Origin of the sequence: Pantoea graminicola, assembly GCF_048452665.1 — a bacterium.
In the GTDB taxonomy this organism is placed as follows: Bacteria; Pseudomonadota; Gammaproteobacteria; order Enterobacterales; family Enterobacteriaceae; genus Pantoea.
This window is the reverse complement of the sequence record NZ_JBLWSJ010000001.1, coordinates 752483-770864: the sequence shown is the minus strand read 5'-3', so window position 1 is coordinate 770864 and position 18382 is coordinate 752483. Positions and strand designations below refer to the sequence as shown.

The following is an 18382-nucleotide window of genomic DNA, read 5'->3' as shown; positions in this document are numbered from 1 at the left end:
GGGGGCTCTCTTCAATGAAAGACGCAGGCTGTGTAAGGGCAAAGCGGTTGAGTCAGCGCAGGGCGGCCTCAACCTCAAACATAAAATCTTCACGATCCTGTGGCTGCGGCGTCTGCCCCAGCCAGCTGGTGTAACCGAGTCGCGCGGTGCCGCCCAGCGCCACGCCCTGCACGTCGTCAGCGGCAAGGATCAGGCTGAGATCCCACTGCATTTCGATGCCGAGGTAGTGACGCACCCAGTCGCGCAACTCCTGCGCACCGGGGGCATCCGGCAGAAAGTGGGCATACTGCGCGGCGCTGAGCGGCCCCAGGTGCAGGCGAAAACGATGCTGCACATCGCGCACCGCCACGCCGAGAAACGCCGAGACGCCCAGACGGGGCATGTGGCGGCCTGCGCCCAGCCGGGCCTGATCGCGGCTATCCAGCTTCAGCCAGTGCGGCAGGTTCTGGGTCAGCCTGACCGGCACACCAAAGTAGTGGCGCAGAATACGCACCAGCCCTTCCGCATCATGACCGTGACGGCTGAGATGTCCCACCAGCATCAGACGGGCATGAAGGCTCAGCGAGCTGGCCTGCTGCTGGGCCGGTAATCCTATCCCCGCCAGGCAGGCGAGGTAGTTCAGGAAGCGCCGGTCGTCGGGGCGATCCAGCGACACGGTCGGCTGCGCATCCGCCCAGGCGCGGTAGAAGAGCAGCGTGGCGCGATGATGAAACAGGTCAGCGAACGCCGAGAGGCTGTGATCCTGATGATGCACGATGCGTTCGTGGACATACTCGGTCAGATGGGTCGGCAGCGGGCCATTGGGGCCAAACAGACCAAAACTGTAGATCGACAGGTCGTGACGCCCCGCCTCGTCACGCGGCGCGGCGCTGGCGATGGCGGCGGGCGCAAACGCCAGCGAGGGCGCCTGGCCGATACGCACGGCCTCAAACTTCGGCAGCGGTGCCCGTCCCAGCGGATAGCGCTGTCCGCCCTGCGCATCCAGCCGCCGCAGCAGCTGGAACAGATCGTAGCGCCAGGGCGCGGCCATCAGCTGCTGCCAGAAATCCTCCGGCAGGCGGGTAAACCGTGGCAGTGGAGTGACCTTTTCGTGTCTCATATCAGCGCTTTCCGGCCCATGCGCGGCGGCCAGTAGCCCACCTCGCCGCGCTGCTGGCTGTTCAGCGTGAACTCGGTGAAGCTGTTCAGCGCCACTAAACGGCTGCAGACCCGCTCCAGCACGCTGCCGAGCAGCCACGGGCTGGCACCGGAAAACGCCTGCTCATCGACTTCCAGGCTGATACTGACGCCGCGCGCAAACACCACCGGGCCAGGTTCCGGCACGCGGCGGTTAACCGCGCTGAGCGTACAGTGGCGGATGCCATCGATCTGACGGGCGACCGGCGCGTCGGCGAGGTTCGCATAGAGGCTCAGCAGCTGGCGCAGCGCCGCCGCGCCCTCACCTTCGCGGCTGTCCATCAGGCTGAGATAGTTCATCTGCAGATGGCTGATCAACCGCCACGCGGAGAGCCCCTCGGCCAGCGCCGGACGCGGGGGCGTCGGCCCTTTGCACAGCTTCAGCTCCCCTACCGGAATCGAGTCCGGCATCACGAAGTTACCCTGATCCTGTTGTAACATCAGCGGCAGATCGCGGCTGGTACACATCACCTCAGCAGAGAGATAACGCACTCCGTCGCGCCACGGCGCATGATGCTCATCCACCAGCGACAGGAAGACTTCTGAACCGATGTAGCCGGTGCGGGTGCCGTAGCGCTGTGCCTGCTCTGAGAGGGTGCGCTGCTCACGGCGCAGCGAGAAGTAAGCGCCATAGTCGCCCTCGTCGCCGCTGAAGGTGCTCCAGAACGGGCGAAAGACCTGCTCTTCACGCTGACCCTCGACGGTAGCGAACAGCCGCTGAACCGAATGCACCTCATAATCCAGTGGCCGGATGTTATCGACCACCAGATGATATTCATGCTGACTGTCGCTGACTTTCAGGCGCTCGGCGGTTTTGGGAAACAGATTGATGACCGGCGTGCAGTGCAGCGCCAGATGTGAGCTGTCCACCACGCTTTCGAGGGCGCTGTCGGCTTTGTCGAGCAGGATGATGATGTCGAATGCCGTGGCGCTGTCGCAGCGGCGCAGGAACGGTGCCAGCTCGCCCAGGCTGATAAACTGGAAGCGGGCCGGAAATGCAAAGTACTCCTGCAACAGACGGTAGCCGTCGAAGTTGCGCAGATCGTCAGGCAGCAGCGCCTGTTCCGGCGCAAAGCCCTCCTGCTGCAGCGCCTCATCCGTCAGAACCTGACGCTGCGGGCGCTTTTCGACCGACTGCAGCACGATGCCCACCCGGTGCTGCATCAGCAGTTCCAGCAGCTTCAGCGCCTGGATGTCCGGGCCGCTCAGGAACAGCATCAGGTCGTTCACGTTAAGCTGGCTCAGCGCCGAAATCCCGTCGCAGCTGATACGGATGCGCAGCGCGCTGGCCGCGCCCAGGCCGGTGAGTTTGAGTTCGCCAGAAGGGAGATCCCCAGGGACACCGCCGAGCGAGGCTTCGCTGATCCGCAGCGGATGCAGCACCACATCGTGCGCAGTGGTGTAACTGCAGGTGACGCCGGTCTTTTTCAGGTTCTGGCTCTCCATCATGGTGCCGCGCGGCACGCGAAAGCCCTGGGTGATATCCCCTTTGCGGCTGTCCGGCGTCAGCTGCGCAATCGCCATTGACGGCGTGGGCGAGAGATATGAAGGCGCGATCATCTCCAGCAGGCGCTGTGAGAAGCGCGGAAACTCCGCGTCCATCTTCAGCTGCACGCGCGACGTCAGGAAGGCGAAGCCCTCCATCAGGCGTTCGACGTAGGGGTCGGCCACCTCGATCCCGTGCATACCAAGACGCCCCGCAACTTTGGGGTAGCGCGTGGCAAACTCTGCCCCCATCTCGCGCAGGTAGGCCAGTTCGCGGTTGTAGTAGTCAAGCAGATTGCTGTCCATGATTATCCTGCATCCTGTAGTTCGAAGTGGCCGCTCTCCAGATCAACCTGGGTGCGAAACAGAAACGCCAGTGGATAAGGCACGCACCAGAGCTGCCCTTTAATTTCAATCGACAGCACGTTGTGCAGGCTCAGAGAGCCGAGATCGCTGATGCAGCGCACCTGCAGCCCCTGCGGCAGGATCCGTGGTTCGAAGTGCAGAATGGCGTTGGTCATTTTGCGCTGCATATCCTGCCATTCGAGGTCGGAGACGTTCTGCCCGGCCAGGGGTGCCACACCGAAGTTCCAGACGGATCGCTGCACATGGTCAAAGCCGCTGAGATCCTGCTGCGCTTCGTTGTTGATGGTGTTAAACAGCCACTGCAGATCGCGCAGGACGTGACGGCGCAGCGTACTGTGGGTGATCAACATGCTGTTGTCCGCCTCCTGCTCTTTATCCGGCGCGTTGTCGGTCAGGCGATCCAGCAGGGAGGATTGGAGCTTGTCGCGGGCAGTTAACGCATCACGCTTTTTGCGCGCGCGAAAGCCGCCATGCAGCTGCGCATAGCGATCGTTCTGCGCGCCGGAATCATGACTCATCGGCCGATCCGGCATCATCGAACACCGCCTTCTGCAGGTTCAGCAGTGAAAACTCCGCGCTATCGCTGAGCCACATTTTTTGTCCCTGACCGATGAACTGATCGCTCTCTTCGCCCAGCGGCAGCCACTCAGTGGCGCTGGCCCGCAGGAAATGCTCCTCCGTTTCTGCCCGCAGTGGATAGCGTGCCGGGATCTGGCAGACCTGTTCGCTGCCATCAATCAGCGCTATCCGCGTATGCCGCCAGACCAAATCGGTCACGCTGGCGGGTGCCTGAAACTGCATCTCACGGATCGCGGCAAACGGCAGCCAGTAGTAGCGCCCCTGATTAATGACTTCACACACCGGCCCGAAGCGGCTGTCACCATCCATCAGCCAGCTGAAGGCGGTCGGCTGATCCTGCTGCGTGATCGTGCCGGGACTGGCGGCGGCCAGGTCGAACGCCCCGGCCCGCAATGCCTGACCCCGCGCAGCCTCGCCCGCCGCGTCCGCCTGCAGGGCGGCCAGCAGCGTGTTACACCACGCCCAGGCGCTGCCCGGCAGCACCGGCTCCGCTTCACCGCGCAGCACCGCTTCCCGCTGCCGCTCGCCAGCGATCGCCTGCTGCAGCAGATTAACCGTTGGCTGAGCCTGCGGGCTTAACGCCAGCCAGGAGTGCAGTTGCGTCTGCGCGCGCGACCAGTTACCCGCCAGGCAGAGCAGCTGCACAAAGGCGGCCCGCAGATCGGCATCCGCCGGCGTGGCCTGAATCTGACGCGTGACCTCAGCGAGCGTCTCGCCGATCGTGGCAGTGGCCAGATGATTTTGCAGAGATTGCATGCAGACTCCTTTGCGTCAGTTAACGGTGCGATAGACCGCGGCGGCGGGATCTTTCAGTTCGGGATGCAGTTTTTCCACCAGTTGCACACTCAGCGTGGCATCGCCGCTGAGCCACGGTGACCAGACCTTGCGGACTTCCTGCAGACGCGCCTGTAGCGCACTCTGATCGGCCGCTTCGCTGACCGGCATCTGCACCACCACCTGCCGTGTCGCCTGCCAGCCGTTGAAGCGGTTGCTGAACGGCAGAACCAGCCAGCTATCCGGCGACTTCTCGTTGCCCAGCACCATGCGCTCACTATTAACCGTCGTAATATGCAGTTCGGCGGTAGGTAACTGATTGCTCAGTCCCGAAACCGGGAAGCCCTGCAGGAAGGTGACGCCGGTTGCGGCTGACGCACCGTTGCCCTGCTGCGTCAGGCTGCTGTGGCCGCTGAGCCAGCCATCGGCGCCACAGGTCAGCCCCTGCTTCGCCGGGATAAACAGCGCGCTGCCCTGCGCCGGATGTCGCCACCAGGTGCGGAAATGGCAGCCATCCAGCAGGCTGAACTGCAGCCAGGGTGAGGTATCGGCCTGAGCCGCGTTGAGTAAGGGGTCAGCAGCCACAGCGGAAGCTGGCTGTTGCGGCGCGGGCGGCGTCACGACGGTTTTCCACTGCTGAGGGCGGGCGGCACTGCCTGTGGCAATCTCAGCGCCCTGCTCGTCCGTCAGCTGCCAGTGCAGCGTCTGCAGCGGTTTACACTGTGAGGCCATCAGTCCGGCTACCCGGGGCAGAAACGCCTTCAGCACCCCGGCATCTTTTTCACCCAGGGTGACGATGCGCAGATTGACCGTGCTGTTGCACCAGCTTGAGAGCTGGTTGTTTTTGACATCATCGATCCAGACATCCAGTTTCTGTGCCGGGGACTGGACGATGCGATAATTTTCAGCATAAACCTGCGTGCTGAGCAGCAACGCAGCCAGAGCCACTAATCCATATTTCATGTTGGCGTTCTCAATCTCGCAGAGGGAAAAACTGCGCTGCTTCAGAGAGCGAGTGCAGTAAAGTGGTGTCCTGAGGCGATCCAATCCAGACGGCCAGCGCACTGAAATTATCCTGCTGCCCCTCATCCGGCTGGTCGTTTTTAATGATCTGCTGCATCAGCGTCAGCCACTCTGCGGGCGTATTCACCATGTGCAGCGACTGCTGCATCTGCTCCAGTGTTACGCCGTGCCAGAACCCATCCGTGCAGAGTAAAAAGGCGTCGCCATCTTCGATGCCGACCACGTCGCTGTAGCTGGCGTCGCGCTGCTCATCGCCCATTCCCAGCGCAAAATAGAGCAGATTACTGTTGATGCCGTCGGTGCGATGTCCGGCATCCTTCATCTGCTGCACGAGGCTGTGGTCGGTGGTCACGAGATAGAGATAGCCGCGGCGGAACAGGTAGAGGCGGCTGTCACCGGCATGGGCCCAGCAGGCCAGATGGTAGTCGCGGTCGATAAACAGGCTGACCAGCGTGGTGCCCATGCGGCTATGTTCGCTGCTGACCTTTTGCTGCTGCCGGATAGCGTGATTCGCGTGATTGACGTAACGGCGAATCGACTGCGCATCCAGATGCGCATCCCCGTCAAACGCCTGCAGAAGGCTGCTGCGGGCTATCGATGCAGCGATCTCCCCGCCGGGAAAGCCAGCCACGCCATCGCACACCACAAAGCAGGCGGAACGTTTACCGATGACATCACCGATCTGATCCTGATTACTGGCGCGATCGCCCTGATTCGACGTCGAGGCAATAGTGATATTCATGCGTCATCCGTGTGGGTTTGTGAGTCTTTGTATTGATTGACTTCCAGGTCATAGGCGTGCAGAAACGCTTCGCCAAACAGGGTGTGGAAATCGTCTTCGATCTCACCCGCCGTCTCGCCGTAACGCTGAACAAAATGCTCCCACAGCGCCGCTTTACGGCTGCCCGGCAGCCCGATGCGGGACACCGACCCTGCCTGACGCGCCTCCTCCTCCAGCTGCTCCGGGTTAAAGGATTGCAGCATTGAGGCGATAATGGCGCGGATTCCGGCGATCATCCCCAGCTGGTGCGCCTGCAGATCGATCAGCGCATCACGCACTGCCTGACGCGGCGGCATAAAACCTGGCATCCGGCTGCCGAACATCTGCATCAGGACGGTTTTGCCCGACGGCAGCAGTTTGAACGGGTTGTTGGCGTCGTCGAGGATCACCGTCATGTCGGCCTTGACCCCACGCTTCAGGATCGAACGCGATGAGAGCAGCGCGACCGTGCCCTGCGAGAACATGCTGAGCATCTGACCAAACTGCAGCATCTGTTCGCGGTCGAACTGGGGGGTCGGCTGCAGATCGCGCAGGCCCATGCCTTCCAGCAGCGCGTTCAGCAGTTCGCCCTTCAGGGCGTCGCCACTGGTCTGGCTTGGCGCCGACGGCGGCACCGCAGCGGCAGGCTGGTGGCCGGACGCAACCGGATCGATACGCAGCCGCCCTTTTGGCGTCGGTGCTGGCGTGCGCTGCACCGCCTGGGGTGTGGGCAGCGTAATGCCGCCGTAGTCGTTCTGCGGATTGAGCGCCTCCGTCTGGACGGCGCGCTCTTCATCGATTGGCATCAGCGGCTCCGGTGCCTCGCGCTGAGGCTGGCGGTGCGCATCGGGTTGCGGGTTGTGAGGTTCACTGAAGCTGAATAATGGTGATTCTGCTTCATTCAGACTGGCAGGCGGCTGCTCTGCTGAACGTACGGCAGACTGTTCGGGCGTCGCCGCTGGCTGAGGCGTCGCCGGTTTCGCTGCGGGTGGCTCGGGCTGAGCCAGCGACACTGCGTTGCCCATCATCAGGCCCAGTGGATCGTCGTGGTTGCGCGCATCCATGCTGTTTTCACCGTCGAACAGGCTTAACGGGTCCAGTTCAGCGGCGGGTTTATCGGGCTGCGGTGCGGTTTTCTGCTGAGTCGACAGTGCGCTCGGCGTCCGATCGTCGAAAATGCCCTGCTGCGCAAACAGCGCATCGCCTTCATCAAACAGACTGCGATTTTTCGGCTGCTGGCCATAGTCCAGCGGCGCATCGTTCATCAGCTGGGCCAGCGGATCTTCGGGATTGCGATCCGGCGAGGCCGGTGCGGTCAGGGGATTCCCCTCCGGCTTTTCAGGCACCGGTTTGCGCTTAGAGAGATCGTCCGAGATCGAAAACTCCTTCGCCAGGCTGTCCCAGATTTCACTCGGGATCGCGGCCGTCGCGGCTTTTTCCACGGGTGGCTCATCAGCCACCGTTGCGGGCCGGATCGCCTCAGGACGAGGAACCGTTCTTTCAGCCTGTGGCTGCGACGCACTGTTCAGGTCACTGACCAGCAGCTGGTAATCATCAATGCCCAGAATATCCCCATCCTGCAGCTCAACCTGACGGCCGCGCTCCAGCGGGATGTCGTTGAGCAGCACGCGGGTTACATTGCCACGGTTAGTCAGGCGGCACTCACCGTTTGCGGTGATGTGCACAATCGCCTGAAGGCGGGAGAGCGTCCGGTCATCGTCCGGCAGCACCAGATTGTTATCCACGCCGCGTCCAATCGTACCGCCGGGCGGAAAGAAGTCACAATGAGTCTGCGGCGGCTGTTGGCCGGGTTTGGTCGTTATTATCGTAAAGCGCATAACGGATTCCTGCGGTTAGCGGTTCGGCATCTATACCGCGCACCTTTCGGGGAAAAGTGCGGGGTATAGGGAGCGGGAGCGTTTAATTTTGGGGTTGATTTTATTTCAATTGGTGATGCCGGATACATTACTTAAATTGACAGATTTACTGGTTAATAAATAAAACCGACTGCGACGGGAACCAATTCTTACTTAAAGAAGCGTGCAGCATAATTCCGAACCCGAAAAGACAGCATATCAGAGACGAATAAGAGTGGTTTTTTTTTGAATTTTAAACAGACATTAATCTTTCTGGGTAATCAGTAAGGCAGTTGCTTCAGAATTGCAGTGCGTTCCTTATCGAGACGATCAATACAGAAATTCATGACGCTCACATAAGCATCGCTGCCCTCTTCAGCGGCATAGGCTTCAAGCCTGCACTGACTATCACAGTATTTGAGCCAGTTGCGCTGAGTATCAACAAAGGCGCTTCGGTACTGGCTGGACTCCTGATCATGGCCTTCATAAAGGTGCTCAATTCGGATTTTCGCCGCTTAATACTCTTTATTTAAATTCAGCTCTGACTCTGTTTTATTTTTTCTGCACATTCGTTAACTTCCTGAGCGTTATTCCCGCTTGAACAATCACTCATCGCATGGATAGAGGAAACATAAGTAGCTTAAACGCATAGCAGTAAATAATAACATTTCATCAGAAACTCACCATTTATGTTAACTTTTATTTTTATATTTTTCGTAAAGCACTTTTGCATCCTGGCTTTGCGAAAGTAATGTGCATTTCATCATATTGAAGCTTCCTTTGACTGAGCCGGTCAGATCCATCTTCAAATACGCATTGATTAATTTATCGCCATCACTGAAGGCTTCAACAGGGAGATTGCTTACCTCTAACCAGGCTGACGCACTTTTGAAGGCATCATCGCTGAAAACTTTGTCAGTGGCAGCTTTACCTGCACAGCGGTTCAGAAGCCAGTTGCTGAAAATCTGCGGTTGCTTAAAGGAGTCTGGCGCCGGAGGCGTTATCGCCAGCACTGCAGGAGATAGCGTCAGAGCCAGTAACATCAGTAATTTTTTCATTTCAGAATCCACAGGGAGGCAACATCAGGAACAAAACTACCATTTTCTGCGCCACCCAGGAAGTGACAGGTATCAGAGCAGATATTGCCGTTCCAGAGTGTCACGTGCCCACGGGCATTGCTCCAGCCACTCCCCTGAAAAACAATAATCCCCTGTTTACCGTTAAATGAACCGGGTTTTGGTGACTTCACTGTCAGGTCTGGCTGACCAAACGCGCTGACTAAAAAGTCCATCATATCGTTGACGCGAAACATATAACGCTTTTTGTCTTTACCCGTTACGGTCGCATAACGACTGTTTGCGGGAACAGGAAGGCCAGTGTAATCAAGAACATAGCTCATTCTGATTGGGCAGGCATTCTCGAAAATTCTGGCGGCGATATTTGCTTCTACTTTTCCACCCAATATTTCTCCAACCTTCTCGACGGAAACATTAACTTCTGAGAAGCGGTTCCAGGCAGCTGAAAATTGAGGTCTTAAATGTGCCATAGCAAAACTCCTTTCAAAGCCTCCCCTGAGGGGAGGCTGCCGAGCAATATTACGCTTCTTTATTGCCTTTGATATCCCAGCCCGCGCTGCTCTCTGCGCCTTTGCCACCGGAAGAACTCTGCTCCCAGTACTGCTGTTTCACTTTAGAAGCCTGGAAGGAGTAAGTCATACCCAGGGTATCGCCGTTGTCGGAACCGTTATAGTTCACAGCGGTCACCAGCACGTCTTCCAGAGTAATACGTGCGTACTCAACCTGAGAACCACCTGCTTTGCAGATAGAGAGTTCGACTTTTGCCAGATGCTTACCGCTGGCGCAGTTCTTCAGCAGCGCCGTGGTGGATTTATCGATCAGCGCGTTAACGTGCAGGTCGTTGAAGTTAACTTTACCGGCACCGCCGCCGCCGCCCACAGACATGTTGCCTGGCTGAGAGGCACCCCATGAGAAAGAGGTGATATCAGTCCAGCCGGTGTGGTTTGAATCTTTCGATTCGCCGGTGACTCCGTCAACCTTCATAAACATATCAATAGCCATTATCTTTCACTCTTTATTGGTTGCGATTATTGCTTTCAAAAAAGCAAGGATATGGCAAAAAGAAAAGCATGGGGCTGAATAAAACAGTCCATATTTTACCTTTGCCTTGCTTCTGAAATATCGTCATAAACCATATTTCAGAATTCGTATTGCCGGTCATTAACCGGACAAAATAGATATGCATTTATAGTGCGAAAACATCAATAACCGGATAACGCACTGTTTTACGCTTTGTAAGGTGCCCATTTTATGGACAGCGCCATGATCAATATTATATAGCCGCCCGGCACATTAAATATTCATGGAAGGAATAGAGATAAAAAAGGTCTTCTCAGTTTTCCTGATAATCCTGTTATCGCTGATCTCTCTTTATGCCATTGTTGATCTTGTAAGCTCAATCTATCTGGTTGCCCGTTATGGAAGCGTTAACGCCTGCTCTTCAGGCTTACTTGCTGGTAAAGCGCTCTTTATTGCTGCCTGCATAGCCATTGTTATTATGCCGAACAGGCTAATACGTAAAAATATTCATTAATCTGTTTACGTTTATCTGCCATCGCCTAAATCTGTGGCCACGCCGTTCCTGAATGAAAAGACAGAACGGCATTTACAAGCTTTCTCATCACAGAAACAACCCAGGCTGAATACAGAAAAACCCGCTTAGAATATTAAAATCAGATCAGGGTGACAGCTCAGCAAATGACAGTGTGCAGAGCTTCACACCTCGCCATCCATTCAGAGACTGCGTGATGCCCGGTCGCCCCGGACACCACGCATCCTGTTCAGCCCTTAAGCATTATCATTTTTCAGTGAAGGCAGTTTGGAGACCAGACGCAGCGAAACGGTCAGCCCTTCCAGCTGGTAGTGCGGACGCAGGAAGAACTTCGCGGCGTAATAGCCCGGGTTATCCTCCTGTTCTTCCACATTCACCTCGGCAGCCGCCAGCGGCTTGCGTGACTTGGTCTCCTGCGAGGAGTTAGCCGGGTCGCCATCGACGTAATTCATCACCCAGTCGTTCAGCCAGCGTTCCATCTCATCGCGCTCGCGGAAGGAGCCGATCTTGTCACGCACGATGCACTTCAGGTAGTGCGCGAAGCGGCAGCAGGCGAACAGGTAAGGCAGGCGCGCGGCCAGACGGGCATTGGCGGTGGCATCGGCGTCGTGATACTCCATCGGCTTCTGCAGTGACTGCGCACCGATAAAGGCGGCGAAGTCGGAGTTCTTACGATGCACCAGCGGCATAAAGCCGTTTTTCGCCAGCTCGGCTTCACGGCGATCGCTGATGGCGATCTCGGTCGGACACTTCATGTCCACGCCACCGTCATCGCTCGGGAAGGTATGACACGGCAGATTTTCGACAGCCCCGCCCGACTCCACGCCGCGGATAGCGGTACACCAGCCATACTCTTTGAATGAGCGGTTAATGTTGGCGGCCATCGCGTACGCCGCATTGCTCCAGGCATAGTTACTGTGATCGGAGCCGTCTGTCTGCTCTTCAAAGTCGAAGCTGTCGACCGGGTTGGTGCGGATCCCGTAGGGCAGACGCGCCAGGAAGCGCGGCATCACCAGGCCCAGATAGCGTGCATCTTCCGACTCACGCAGGCTGCGCCAGGCGGCGTACTCGGTGTTCTGGAAGATCTTGGTCAGATCGCGCGGGTTCGCCAGCTCCTGCCAGGACTCCATCTGCATGACTTCGGGTGCCGTGCCGGTGATAAACGGACAGTGCGCGGCCGACCCGATGCGGGCCATCTCACCCAGCAGCTCGACATCCTGCGGGCTGTGATCGAAGTAGTAATCGCCGACCAGGCAGCCAAACGGCTCGCCACCGAACTGACCATACTCCTGCTCATAAATCTTCTTGAACAGCGGGCTTTGATCCCAGCTCGCACCTTTGTAGCGCTTCAGGCTGCGGCCCAGTTCCTGCTTGGAGATGCTCATAAAGCGGATTTTCAGCATCTCGTCGGTTTCGGTGTTGTTGACCAGGTAGCTCAGGCCACGCCAGGCGCTCTCCAGCGACTGAAACTCCGGATGATGAATGATCTGATTGACCTGCTGAGAGAGCTTTTCGTCGATCTCGGCAATCAGCGCCTGGATGGTGCGATACGCATCGCTGGACACCGTGACGGTGTTCTCCAGCGCCTGCTGCGCCAGGGTTTTCACCGCGCTTTCGACCGCCGCGCGCGCCTGATCGCTTTTTGGCCGGAACTCTTTGTTCAGCAGCGCGCTGAACTCATCCTGGCTGAAGCTGACCGCGTCCTGCGACTGCGACTGTTGTGAACTCTGCGTCATGCCTGCGGCTCCTTATCGTCAGTGGCGTTATTCTGCTTAGGCAGATGCGTCAGCGCCTGCAGCAGCGTCGGGTCCTGCAGAACCTTGCCAATCAGCTCCTCTGCCCCGTTTTTGCCGTCCATATAGGTCAGCAGGTTTGCCAGCTGGGTGCGTGCTTCCAGCAGCGTGTTCAGCGGCTCGACGTTGCGGGCCACCGCATCCGGCGAAAAGTCATCCATGCTGTCAAACGTGAGATCGATGTTCAGCTTGCCTTCGCCGTTCAGGGTGTTGTCGACCTGGAATGCCGCGCGCGGCTTCAGCGCTTTCATGCGCTCATCGAAGTTGTCGATGTCGATCTCCAGAAACTTACGCTCGTCGATGCCGGGCTGCGGCTCCAGCGGTTTCCCGACCAGGTCCGCCAGCACGCCCATCACAAACGGCAGCTGGATTTTGCGTTCCGCGCCATAAATTTCCACGTCATATTCAATCTGAACGCGGGGTGCGCGATTGCGGGCAATGAACTTCTGCCCACTGGATTTACTTGTTGCCATGGTTTTCTCCATCAATGATGCGCGGATAACGTGTCACAGCAGGCGCGCAGGTCCTGCTGTGTGAGAGGTTGACGTCTTAGTCGCGACGTCCGAAAAGCGTTTCGAGCTGATGTACGCCATCCGGCGCGAGATCGCGGATAATCTCCATAAAATCGCGCTCGATCAGGCGCTGAACGCGGTCGATCATCAGCGGTGCAGGATGACTCGGCTCATGCCGGGTAAAATAGAGCTTCACTTTTTCCAGCATCAGCTGCGCATCGGCGCGGGAGCCGATCTGCACGCTGCGCCAGTCAGCGGCCGCACGCGCCGCCGCCGGTGCGGGCGCGGCAGCGGTCTCTGCGGGCTGTTCCGCCGCGGCTGCGGGCAGTAATGTGCTGAGGTCGGTGGCCTGGCAGCGTTCGGCGACCAGGGCAATCTGTCGGCGCAGCAGCGCCAGTTCCGGCACCGCCGCCTCACCCAGCCGTTCGGCCACGGTTTCGCAGATGGTCTGCAGCCGCTCATGGATCTGCAGCACCGCACCGATACCGGGCTGATCCGCGCGCGCCAGTTCGTCGGTCAGACGTGGCAGGCCACCGGGATACTCAGTGACTTCGGTTTTGCTGCCGTCGCACAGGGCGGCGGCATCGCGCAGCGTGATACCGTCAGAGGGATAGCGCAGCAGCCAGCTCTGGCGCACCGCTGCGCTCAGGGCAGATTTGTCGCCCAGCAACGCCAGAGCATTGATGCGGAAGAAAGGATCCGCTTCGCCCGCCTCTTCCAGCCGGGGCCACAGCGGTTCCCAGTAGAGCAGCAGCGCCTGTTCAATCAGCTTCAGGCCCTGGGCATAGCCCGGCAATCCCTTCAGTTCGGTCCAGGCATGGGTCAGCGTCAGCATTACCCGCAAATCTTTGCTGCGGCCCAGCAGGGCTATCGCCAGCTTCTCGACTTTATTCCAGTCTGCCGGTTCTGCCGGAATGATCGTGTCACCAAACTGCTGTTCGGCTTTACCGGCGCTCGCCTGCTCCATCGCCTGAAAATCGGCATCATATTCCAGGTTGTCGCCACCGGGATTTTCATCGCCGATCGGCGCCAGCAAAGTTTCTGTATTTATCGTCACGCTCGTCGCCTCAGGATTCAAACATCGGGGGATAAAGGCCGTTCCGGCCGGGTTTTGCCCCACCGGCCGGATCGAACAGCAGGGAAAAGAGCTGAGCAGTGAAGTTGCCGCTGTGAACCTGGGTATAGAGCGGAAAACCGTCGCTCTGATTGGTCCACCAGTAACTGGTGTAGAACTGCGGATCAAAATGCTCGCCCGGCAGCGTCCAGTTCAGGGTCGAAGGGGTATCGCCATGTCCGATAACGTCGAGAATGTCAGACGACTCGCTGGCCTCCTGCGGCGGTTGCGGCTGAGGAATGCTGAGCAGCGCCTGGTCGAGCTGTTCCGGCGATCCGCCCCCCTGCACCACCCGCAGCAGGGTATTCCCCACCTGCTGATACCAGTCGCCGGAGCGGGCCAGCAGCGCGGGCGACCATTCTGCAGGCGTAAAGTAGCGCAGCGCGCAGAGCGGATAGTTGCGCCCGACGCTGTCCCGTGCGGCGATCAGGCAGCCCATCTGGATCAGCTGGCTGCCCAGCATCGGGGGCACCACAAAATTCCAGACCGGCGCGTTGAGAAACGGGCGCGAGGGCGCGTTGTCGCTCTCCTGATTGCTCTGCCAGTGGTGCAGACCCACCTGAAACCAGCTGGACCACTGGCGATAGATCACGTCAGGAAAGCGGCGCTTAACAAAGTCACCCGCGCTGGGCAGTTTGCCGTACCAGCAGGGTGCAGCGTAATGAGTCATGTTCGGGTCCTGTTTCAGGGGCAGCTAAAGCCGGGAAGCTGGAACGGATTACGAATGCTGCCTGGGGTAAACGACAGCGTGACCTGATGGCCATCCACGCTGAACGTGGCGTCGCGTGTCAGCCCTCCGGCGGCGGTAACGCGGGCACGGTCAAAGAAACGATTGAGCGCCCAGGGACCGCTGGTGACCAGCGTGGAGGTGGTGCCGTTGGTGAGGCCAAGCTGCATCCGCACCTGGCTGGTGCCGCCCGGACCGGGCCAGCTGACCATCTGCACCGCCTGCGGCCCGTGGCTGTAACGCAGGATCTGTCCGTCGACATCCAGCGTCAGGTTAAGGATCTCATTGTCCATTCTGACGGTGCGCAGCGTGACGCGGAAGCCAGGCGTGGTGGCACCGTTGGCAAAGAAGGCATCCCGAATCGACTGTGCCTGCTGGAAAGGACGCAGCAGCGCTTCGCCGCCCGGCAGGCTTTTACCGTCGATACCCGGCGTAAAGCGCCACGCGGCATTGGTGGTATCCACTTTGCTGGCCAGGTTGTCACGAAAGAAACTGTCCATCATGCCGCTGCCCGGCGCAAACATCCGGGCCAGATCGTCCGGTGTCACTTCGCTGCGCGCGGAGCGAACCAGCGGATAGCGACCCGCGATCGCCTGGCGGCAGAAACTGCCCACTTCCATGGTGATGCGCTTACGGACGTTATCCATGTCGCGGCGCTGGGCATCGCTGCTGGCCCCCACCGCCATGCTGGAAACCATATTCTGCAGAGAACCCGGCAGGCGACCGGCGCTGGCCTGCAGACGACTGATGGCATCGCTGGCCGGTGGTGGCATCCCGCTGTTTGCAGCATCCTGGACCGCTGTCAGATAGCGATACAGATCATCGATCTGGTGCAGGAAATCATCCACCGCCAGTACCTTGCTGCCCTGCTGCAGCGGCTGGGCCAGCTCAATAACCGGCGCAAAGTGCACGGCCACCGCCTGCTCCGGCGTGGTCTGACTGGTGGCCTGTCCACGCGCGGCAGCGGCGTCGGACGAGCTAAACAGGGCTTCAAGGGTGCGGGTGGCGCTGTTGTCCAGAGGCTTTGCAGCCTGAGCGGTTTTCTCATCCGGCTGCGCCCGGTTCAGCGTCAGCAAGCGGCTGAGGTTGATAACCAGCTGGCGCAGCGGCGAGTGATTGCCGGAGAGCAGACGTGCCGTGTTGATGCGCTGCGAGAGGTCGGCGCTGCTGTTAAGCTGAATATCGCTCAGGAACTGCTCCCACTGGCGGATGTAGTCCTGTACGTAGAGCTGGCGCACGGCCAGATCGGTCTGCTCGCTTTTCTGTGCAGGTGCCGCACCATCCAGCACCCAGAGATCGTCCTTGTAAAGGGCCTGAGTGACCGGCGCTATCTGTTTGTCCACATGCTGCCAGTACCCCTCCGGCGTATAGAGACCCGCCACCCCGTCATTCACCGATTTACCGCTTTTGCGCGAAAAGACCAGCTCGCTCTGCGGCCCGCCCAGCGACGCCAGCGTGACCGTCTGCAGCGTATCGCTGCGCTGCAACAGGCGCTTCAGCCGGCCATAGACGCGCTGTGACAGCGGCATCTGATTGATCAGCGCCTGTTCGCGCTTAATCAGGGCCTCATCCTTCGCATAAGGTGAGGCGTGGATCTGCGTCTCCAGCAGCTGTTGCAGATGCCACGCCAGCTGCTTCACCTGCTGCTGGGTCACGTTCTGCGGCAGCTCACGCGACAGATTGAGCATCAGCCAGGCCTGCAGGAATCTGCCATCGTAGTGCTTAGGCTGATAGAGCATCTGATACGCTTTCAGCGCCTCATAGCTGTAGTCCGCATCGCTGCCGTTATCGGCCCGCAGCCAGCGGGTGATGTTCTGCGCCACCTGCGGCAGCAGGAGCTGCTTCAGGGCTTTCTCATAGAGGGCGCGGGTCGCATCACTGACTTCCGTGCCGCGATACAGCCCCATCCGGCGCGTCAGCGGCGGTGAGTCCAGCGAAAAATCGGCGCTCTCCGGCAGGTGCAGCAGCGTGTTGAGATAAGGCACCAGCGCAAAGAGATCGCCATTAACCTGCTGCCGGAGCTGGTCGCCCAGTTGCTCCACCTGCGGCGTTTTGGCCGCCATCTCCTGCAGATAGGATTTGTTCTTGCTGTAACTGGTGAGCCAGAGCGCACCCGCCACCAGTAACAGCAGCAGCAGGGCAAGATAGCCTGACCACAGCCCCGCGCGATTGCGCAACTCCCACCAGCGGTTACTGCCAGCCAGCCCGGACTCCTGGAAAATGACATCCTCCAGCACCCCTTTCAGGAAGAAGCTCTGCCCTTTGTTTTGTGGAATCGGGGACTCTTTATTGACCTGATCCCAGCTGCCCGATTCGCCCGTCTGCTGACCCGGCAGATTCAGCGCGCGGTTCAGCTCGCCCATGACCCGATCAAACGGCAGACCTTCCTGCGTGCCGCTGGCAAAGTAGATCCCGCGCGGTGCAAACTGCGTTTCGAAATCGGAACGGGCAAACAGCGTGTCGAGCGCCTCGGCCAGCAGCGGCCGCAGCGCCGCGAACTCCTGCGGGAAGAGGTAACTTTCGGCGCGGGCCTGGGGATCGCTCTCCATCAGCAGCCGATCGGCCAGTCCGGCATCGAGCCGCTGTTGCAGCAGTGAATACTCCTGCTGGAACTGGTTGTTAAGCTCAAAGTCAGCGGCTGACGCCTGCGCCCACGGGAAGGTGAAGCCCCAGATCTGCTCACGCTGGGCTTTATCCAGCGAGGCGAAGTAGCTGCGAAAGCCTTTGAGCAGGTCAGCCTTGGTAACCAGCACATAGACCGGGAAACGGATGCCGAGACGATCGTGCAACTCCATCAGGCGCTGACGCAGCGCCAGCGCCTGGTTGCGCAACGCTTCGGGTGACTGGCTCAGCAGATCGGAGACACTCAGGGTGACGATCACGCCGTTGATCGGCTGACGTCCGCGATATTTGCGCAGCAGGTCAAGGAAATGGTGCCATTCGCTGGCATCCCGCTCCTGCTGACTCTCCTGGGTGCTGTAGCGCCCGGCGGTATCCAGCAGCACGGCATCATTGGTGAACCACCAGTCGCAGTTGCGGGTGCCGCCGATGCCGCGCAGCGCCGATTTGCCGAACTTATCCGCCAGCGGAAACTGCAGCCCTGAGTTAACCAGCGCGGTGGTTTTACCGGCACCGGGCGCGCCGATGATCATGTACCACGGCAGCTGATAGAGATACTGCCGACCAAAGCGTTGCGCCCAGAACGGACGGCCTCTGCTGCTGTGACGCTGGAAGTGCGCCTTTTTCAGCATCTCCGTGGCCTCCGAGAAGCGCCCTGCCAGCACCTGCTCTTCGCTGGTCAGCCGCTGACGATCGGCGTCCGGCGCATCGCTCTTACCGGTTTCGAGGCTCGACATCAGCTTGCGGTTGAGCCAGAAGTTATAGAGTCGCGGGATCGCCTGCCCCAGCCCCCACACCAGATAGAGCAGCGCGATACTGATCATGCGGTTCTGCTCCGGCTCCAGCGGGCGCGAATCGACGATCGAGAATACCGGGCCAATCACCCAGATAATAAAGGAGAGCGCAGTAATGCCGACAAAGCCCCACGCCAGGCGGCTGGTCAGCACGGCAAACAGAATATTCAGCATGG

General features: G+C 59.3%; 17 protein-coding genes. 1 reads left to right on the top strand and 16 read right to left on the bottom strand.

The window, feature by feature from the left end; translation table 11 throughout:
* Positions 1-52: 52 nt before the first annotated feature.
* The 11 genes from tssG to ACNY69_RS03735 form a co-directional block, all read right to left on the bottom strand.
* A complete protein-coding gene (gene tssG, locus ACNY69_RS03785; protein WP_418797338.1) occupies positions 53-1099 on the bottom strand; it encodes a type VI secretion system baseplate subunit TssG in 1047 nt (348 codons plus the stop codon).
* On the bottom strand, positions 1096-2967 hold the full coding sequence (gene tssF / locus ACNY69_RS03780) for a type VI secretion system baseplate subunit TssF (RefSeq protein ID WP_418797337.1): 1872 nt from the start codon (positions 2965-2967) through the stop codon (positions 1096-1098). Before tssF ends, tssG begins: the two co-directional genes overlap by 4 nt.
* A 2-nt stretch (positions 2968-2969) precedes the next feature.
* A complete protein-coding gene (tssE, locus tag ACNY69_RS03775) occupies positions 2970-3545 on the bottom strand; it encodes a type VI secretion system baseplate subunit TssE (RefSeq protein ID WP_111140770.1) in 576 nt (191 codons plus the stop codon).
* Complete coding sequence (locus ACNY69_RS03770) at positions 3535-4362, bottom strand: type VI secretion system accessory protein TagJ (protein WP_418797336.1); 828 nt, start codon at positions 4360-4362, stop codon at positions 3535-3537. The genes tssE and ACNY69_RS03770 overlap by 11 nt, the downstream gene beginning before the upstream one ends.
* A gap of 15 nt (positions 4363-4377) precedes the next feature.
* On the bottom strand, positions 4378-5343 hold the full coding sequence (locus tag ACNY69_RS03765; RefSeq protein ID WP_418797335.1) for a hypothetical protein: 966 nt from the start codon (positions 5341-5343) through the stop codon (positions 4378-4380).
* 10 nt (positions 5344-5353) lie between these two features.
* On the bottom strand, positions 5354-6145 hold the full coding sequence (locus tag ACNY69_RS03760) for a PP2C family protein-serine/threonine phosphatase (protein WP_293769681.1): 792 nt from the start codon (positions 6143-6145) through the stop codon (positions 5354-5356).
* On the bottom strand, positions 6142-8001 hold the full coding sequence (gene tagH, locus ACNY69_RS03755) for a type VI secretion system-associated FHA domain protein TagH (RefSeq protein WP_418797334.1): 1860 nt from the start codon (positions 7999-8001) through the stop codon (positions 6142-6144). Before tagH ends, ACNY69_RS03760 begins: the two co-directional genes overlap by 4 nt.
* Before the next feature lie 299 nt (positions 8002-8300).
* Positions 8301-8519 carry a lysozyme inhibitor LprI family protein gene (locus ACNY69_RS03750; protein WP_418797367.1) on the bottom strand — a complete coding sequence of 73 codons (219 nt, stop codon included), beginning with the start codon at positions 8517-8519 and terminating at the stop codon, positions 8301-8303.
* 192 nt (positions 8520-8711) lie between these two features.
* Entirely contained in the window at positions 8712-9077 is a 366-nt protein-coding gene (locus ACNY69_RS03745; RefSeq protein WP_111140775.1) for a T6SS amidase immunity protein Tai4 family protein, read from the bottom strand.
* Complete coding sequence (locus ACNY69_RS03740) at positions 9074-9565, bottom strand: type VI secretion system amidase effector protein Tae4 (protein ID WP_418797332.1); 492 nt, start codon at positions 9563-9565, stop codon at positions 9074-9076. Before ACNY69_RS03740 ends, ACNY69_RS03745 begins: the two co-directional genes overlap by 4 nt.
* Positions 9566-9614: 49 nt before the next feature.
* Positions 9615-10097 (bottom strand): Hcp family type VI secretion system effector, encoded by a 483-nt coding sequence (locus ACNY69_RS03735; RefSeq protein ID WP_010246100.1) that lies wholly within the window; start codon positions 10095-10097, stop codon positions 9615-9617.
* A gap of 301 nt (positions 10098-10398) precedes the next feature.
* Here ACNY69_RS03735 and ACNY69_RS03730 point away from each other — a divergent pair, with 301 nt between their 5' ends.
* Positions 10399-10629, top strand: coding sequence for a hypothetical protein (locus ACNY69_RS03730; RefSeq protein WP_418797331.1), 231 nt, complete (start codon positions 10399-10401; stop codon positions 10627-10629).
* A gap of 254 nt (positions 10630-10883) precedes the next feature.
* Here ACNY69_RS03730 and tssC read toward each other — a convergent pair whose 3' ends face one another.
* The 5 genes from tssC to tssM all read right to left on the bottom strand — a co-directional run bounded on the left by tssC (position 10884) and on the right by tssM (position 18380).
* Positions 10884-12383 (bottom strand): type VI secretion system contractile sheath large subunit, encoded by a 1500-nt coding sequence (gene tssC / locus ACNY69_RS03725; protein WP_111140778.1) that lies wholly within the window; start codon positions 12381-12383, stop codon positions 10884-10886.
* The gene (gene tssB / locus ACNY69_RS03720; protein WP_111140779.1) at positions 12380-12913 is read right to left on the bottom strand and encodes a type VI secretion system contractile sheath small subunit; all 534 of its coding nucleotides are present in this window, start codon (positions 12911-12913) and stop codon (positions 12380-12382) included. Before tssB ends, tssC begins: the two co-directional genes overlap by 4 nt.
* Positions 12914-12989: 76 nt before the next feature.
* Complete coding sequence (tssA, locus tag ACNY69_RS03715) at positions 12990-14003, bottom strand: type VI secretion system protein TssA (protein WP_418797366.1); 1014 nt, start codon at positions 14001-14003, stop codon at positions 12990-12992.
* Positions 14004-14019: 16 nt separating this feature from the next.
* Positions 14020-14736: a type VI secretion system-associated protein TagF gene (gene tagF, locus ACNY69_RS03710; RefSeq protein WP_111140780.1), complete on the bottom strand. Its 717-nt coding sequence runs from the start codon at positions 14734-14736 to the stop codon at positions 14020-14022.
* Positions 14737-14750: 14 nt separating this feature from the next.
* Entirely contained in the window at positions 14751-18380 is a 3630-nt protein-coding gene (gene tssM / locus ACNY69_RS03705) for a type VI secretion system membrane subunit TssM (RefSeq protein WP_293769656.1), read from the bottom strand.
* Positions 18381-18382 lie beyond the last annotated feature (2 nt).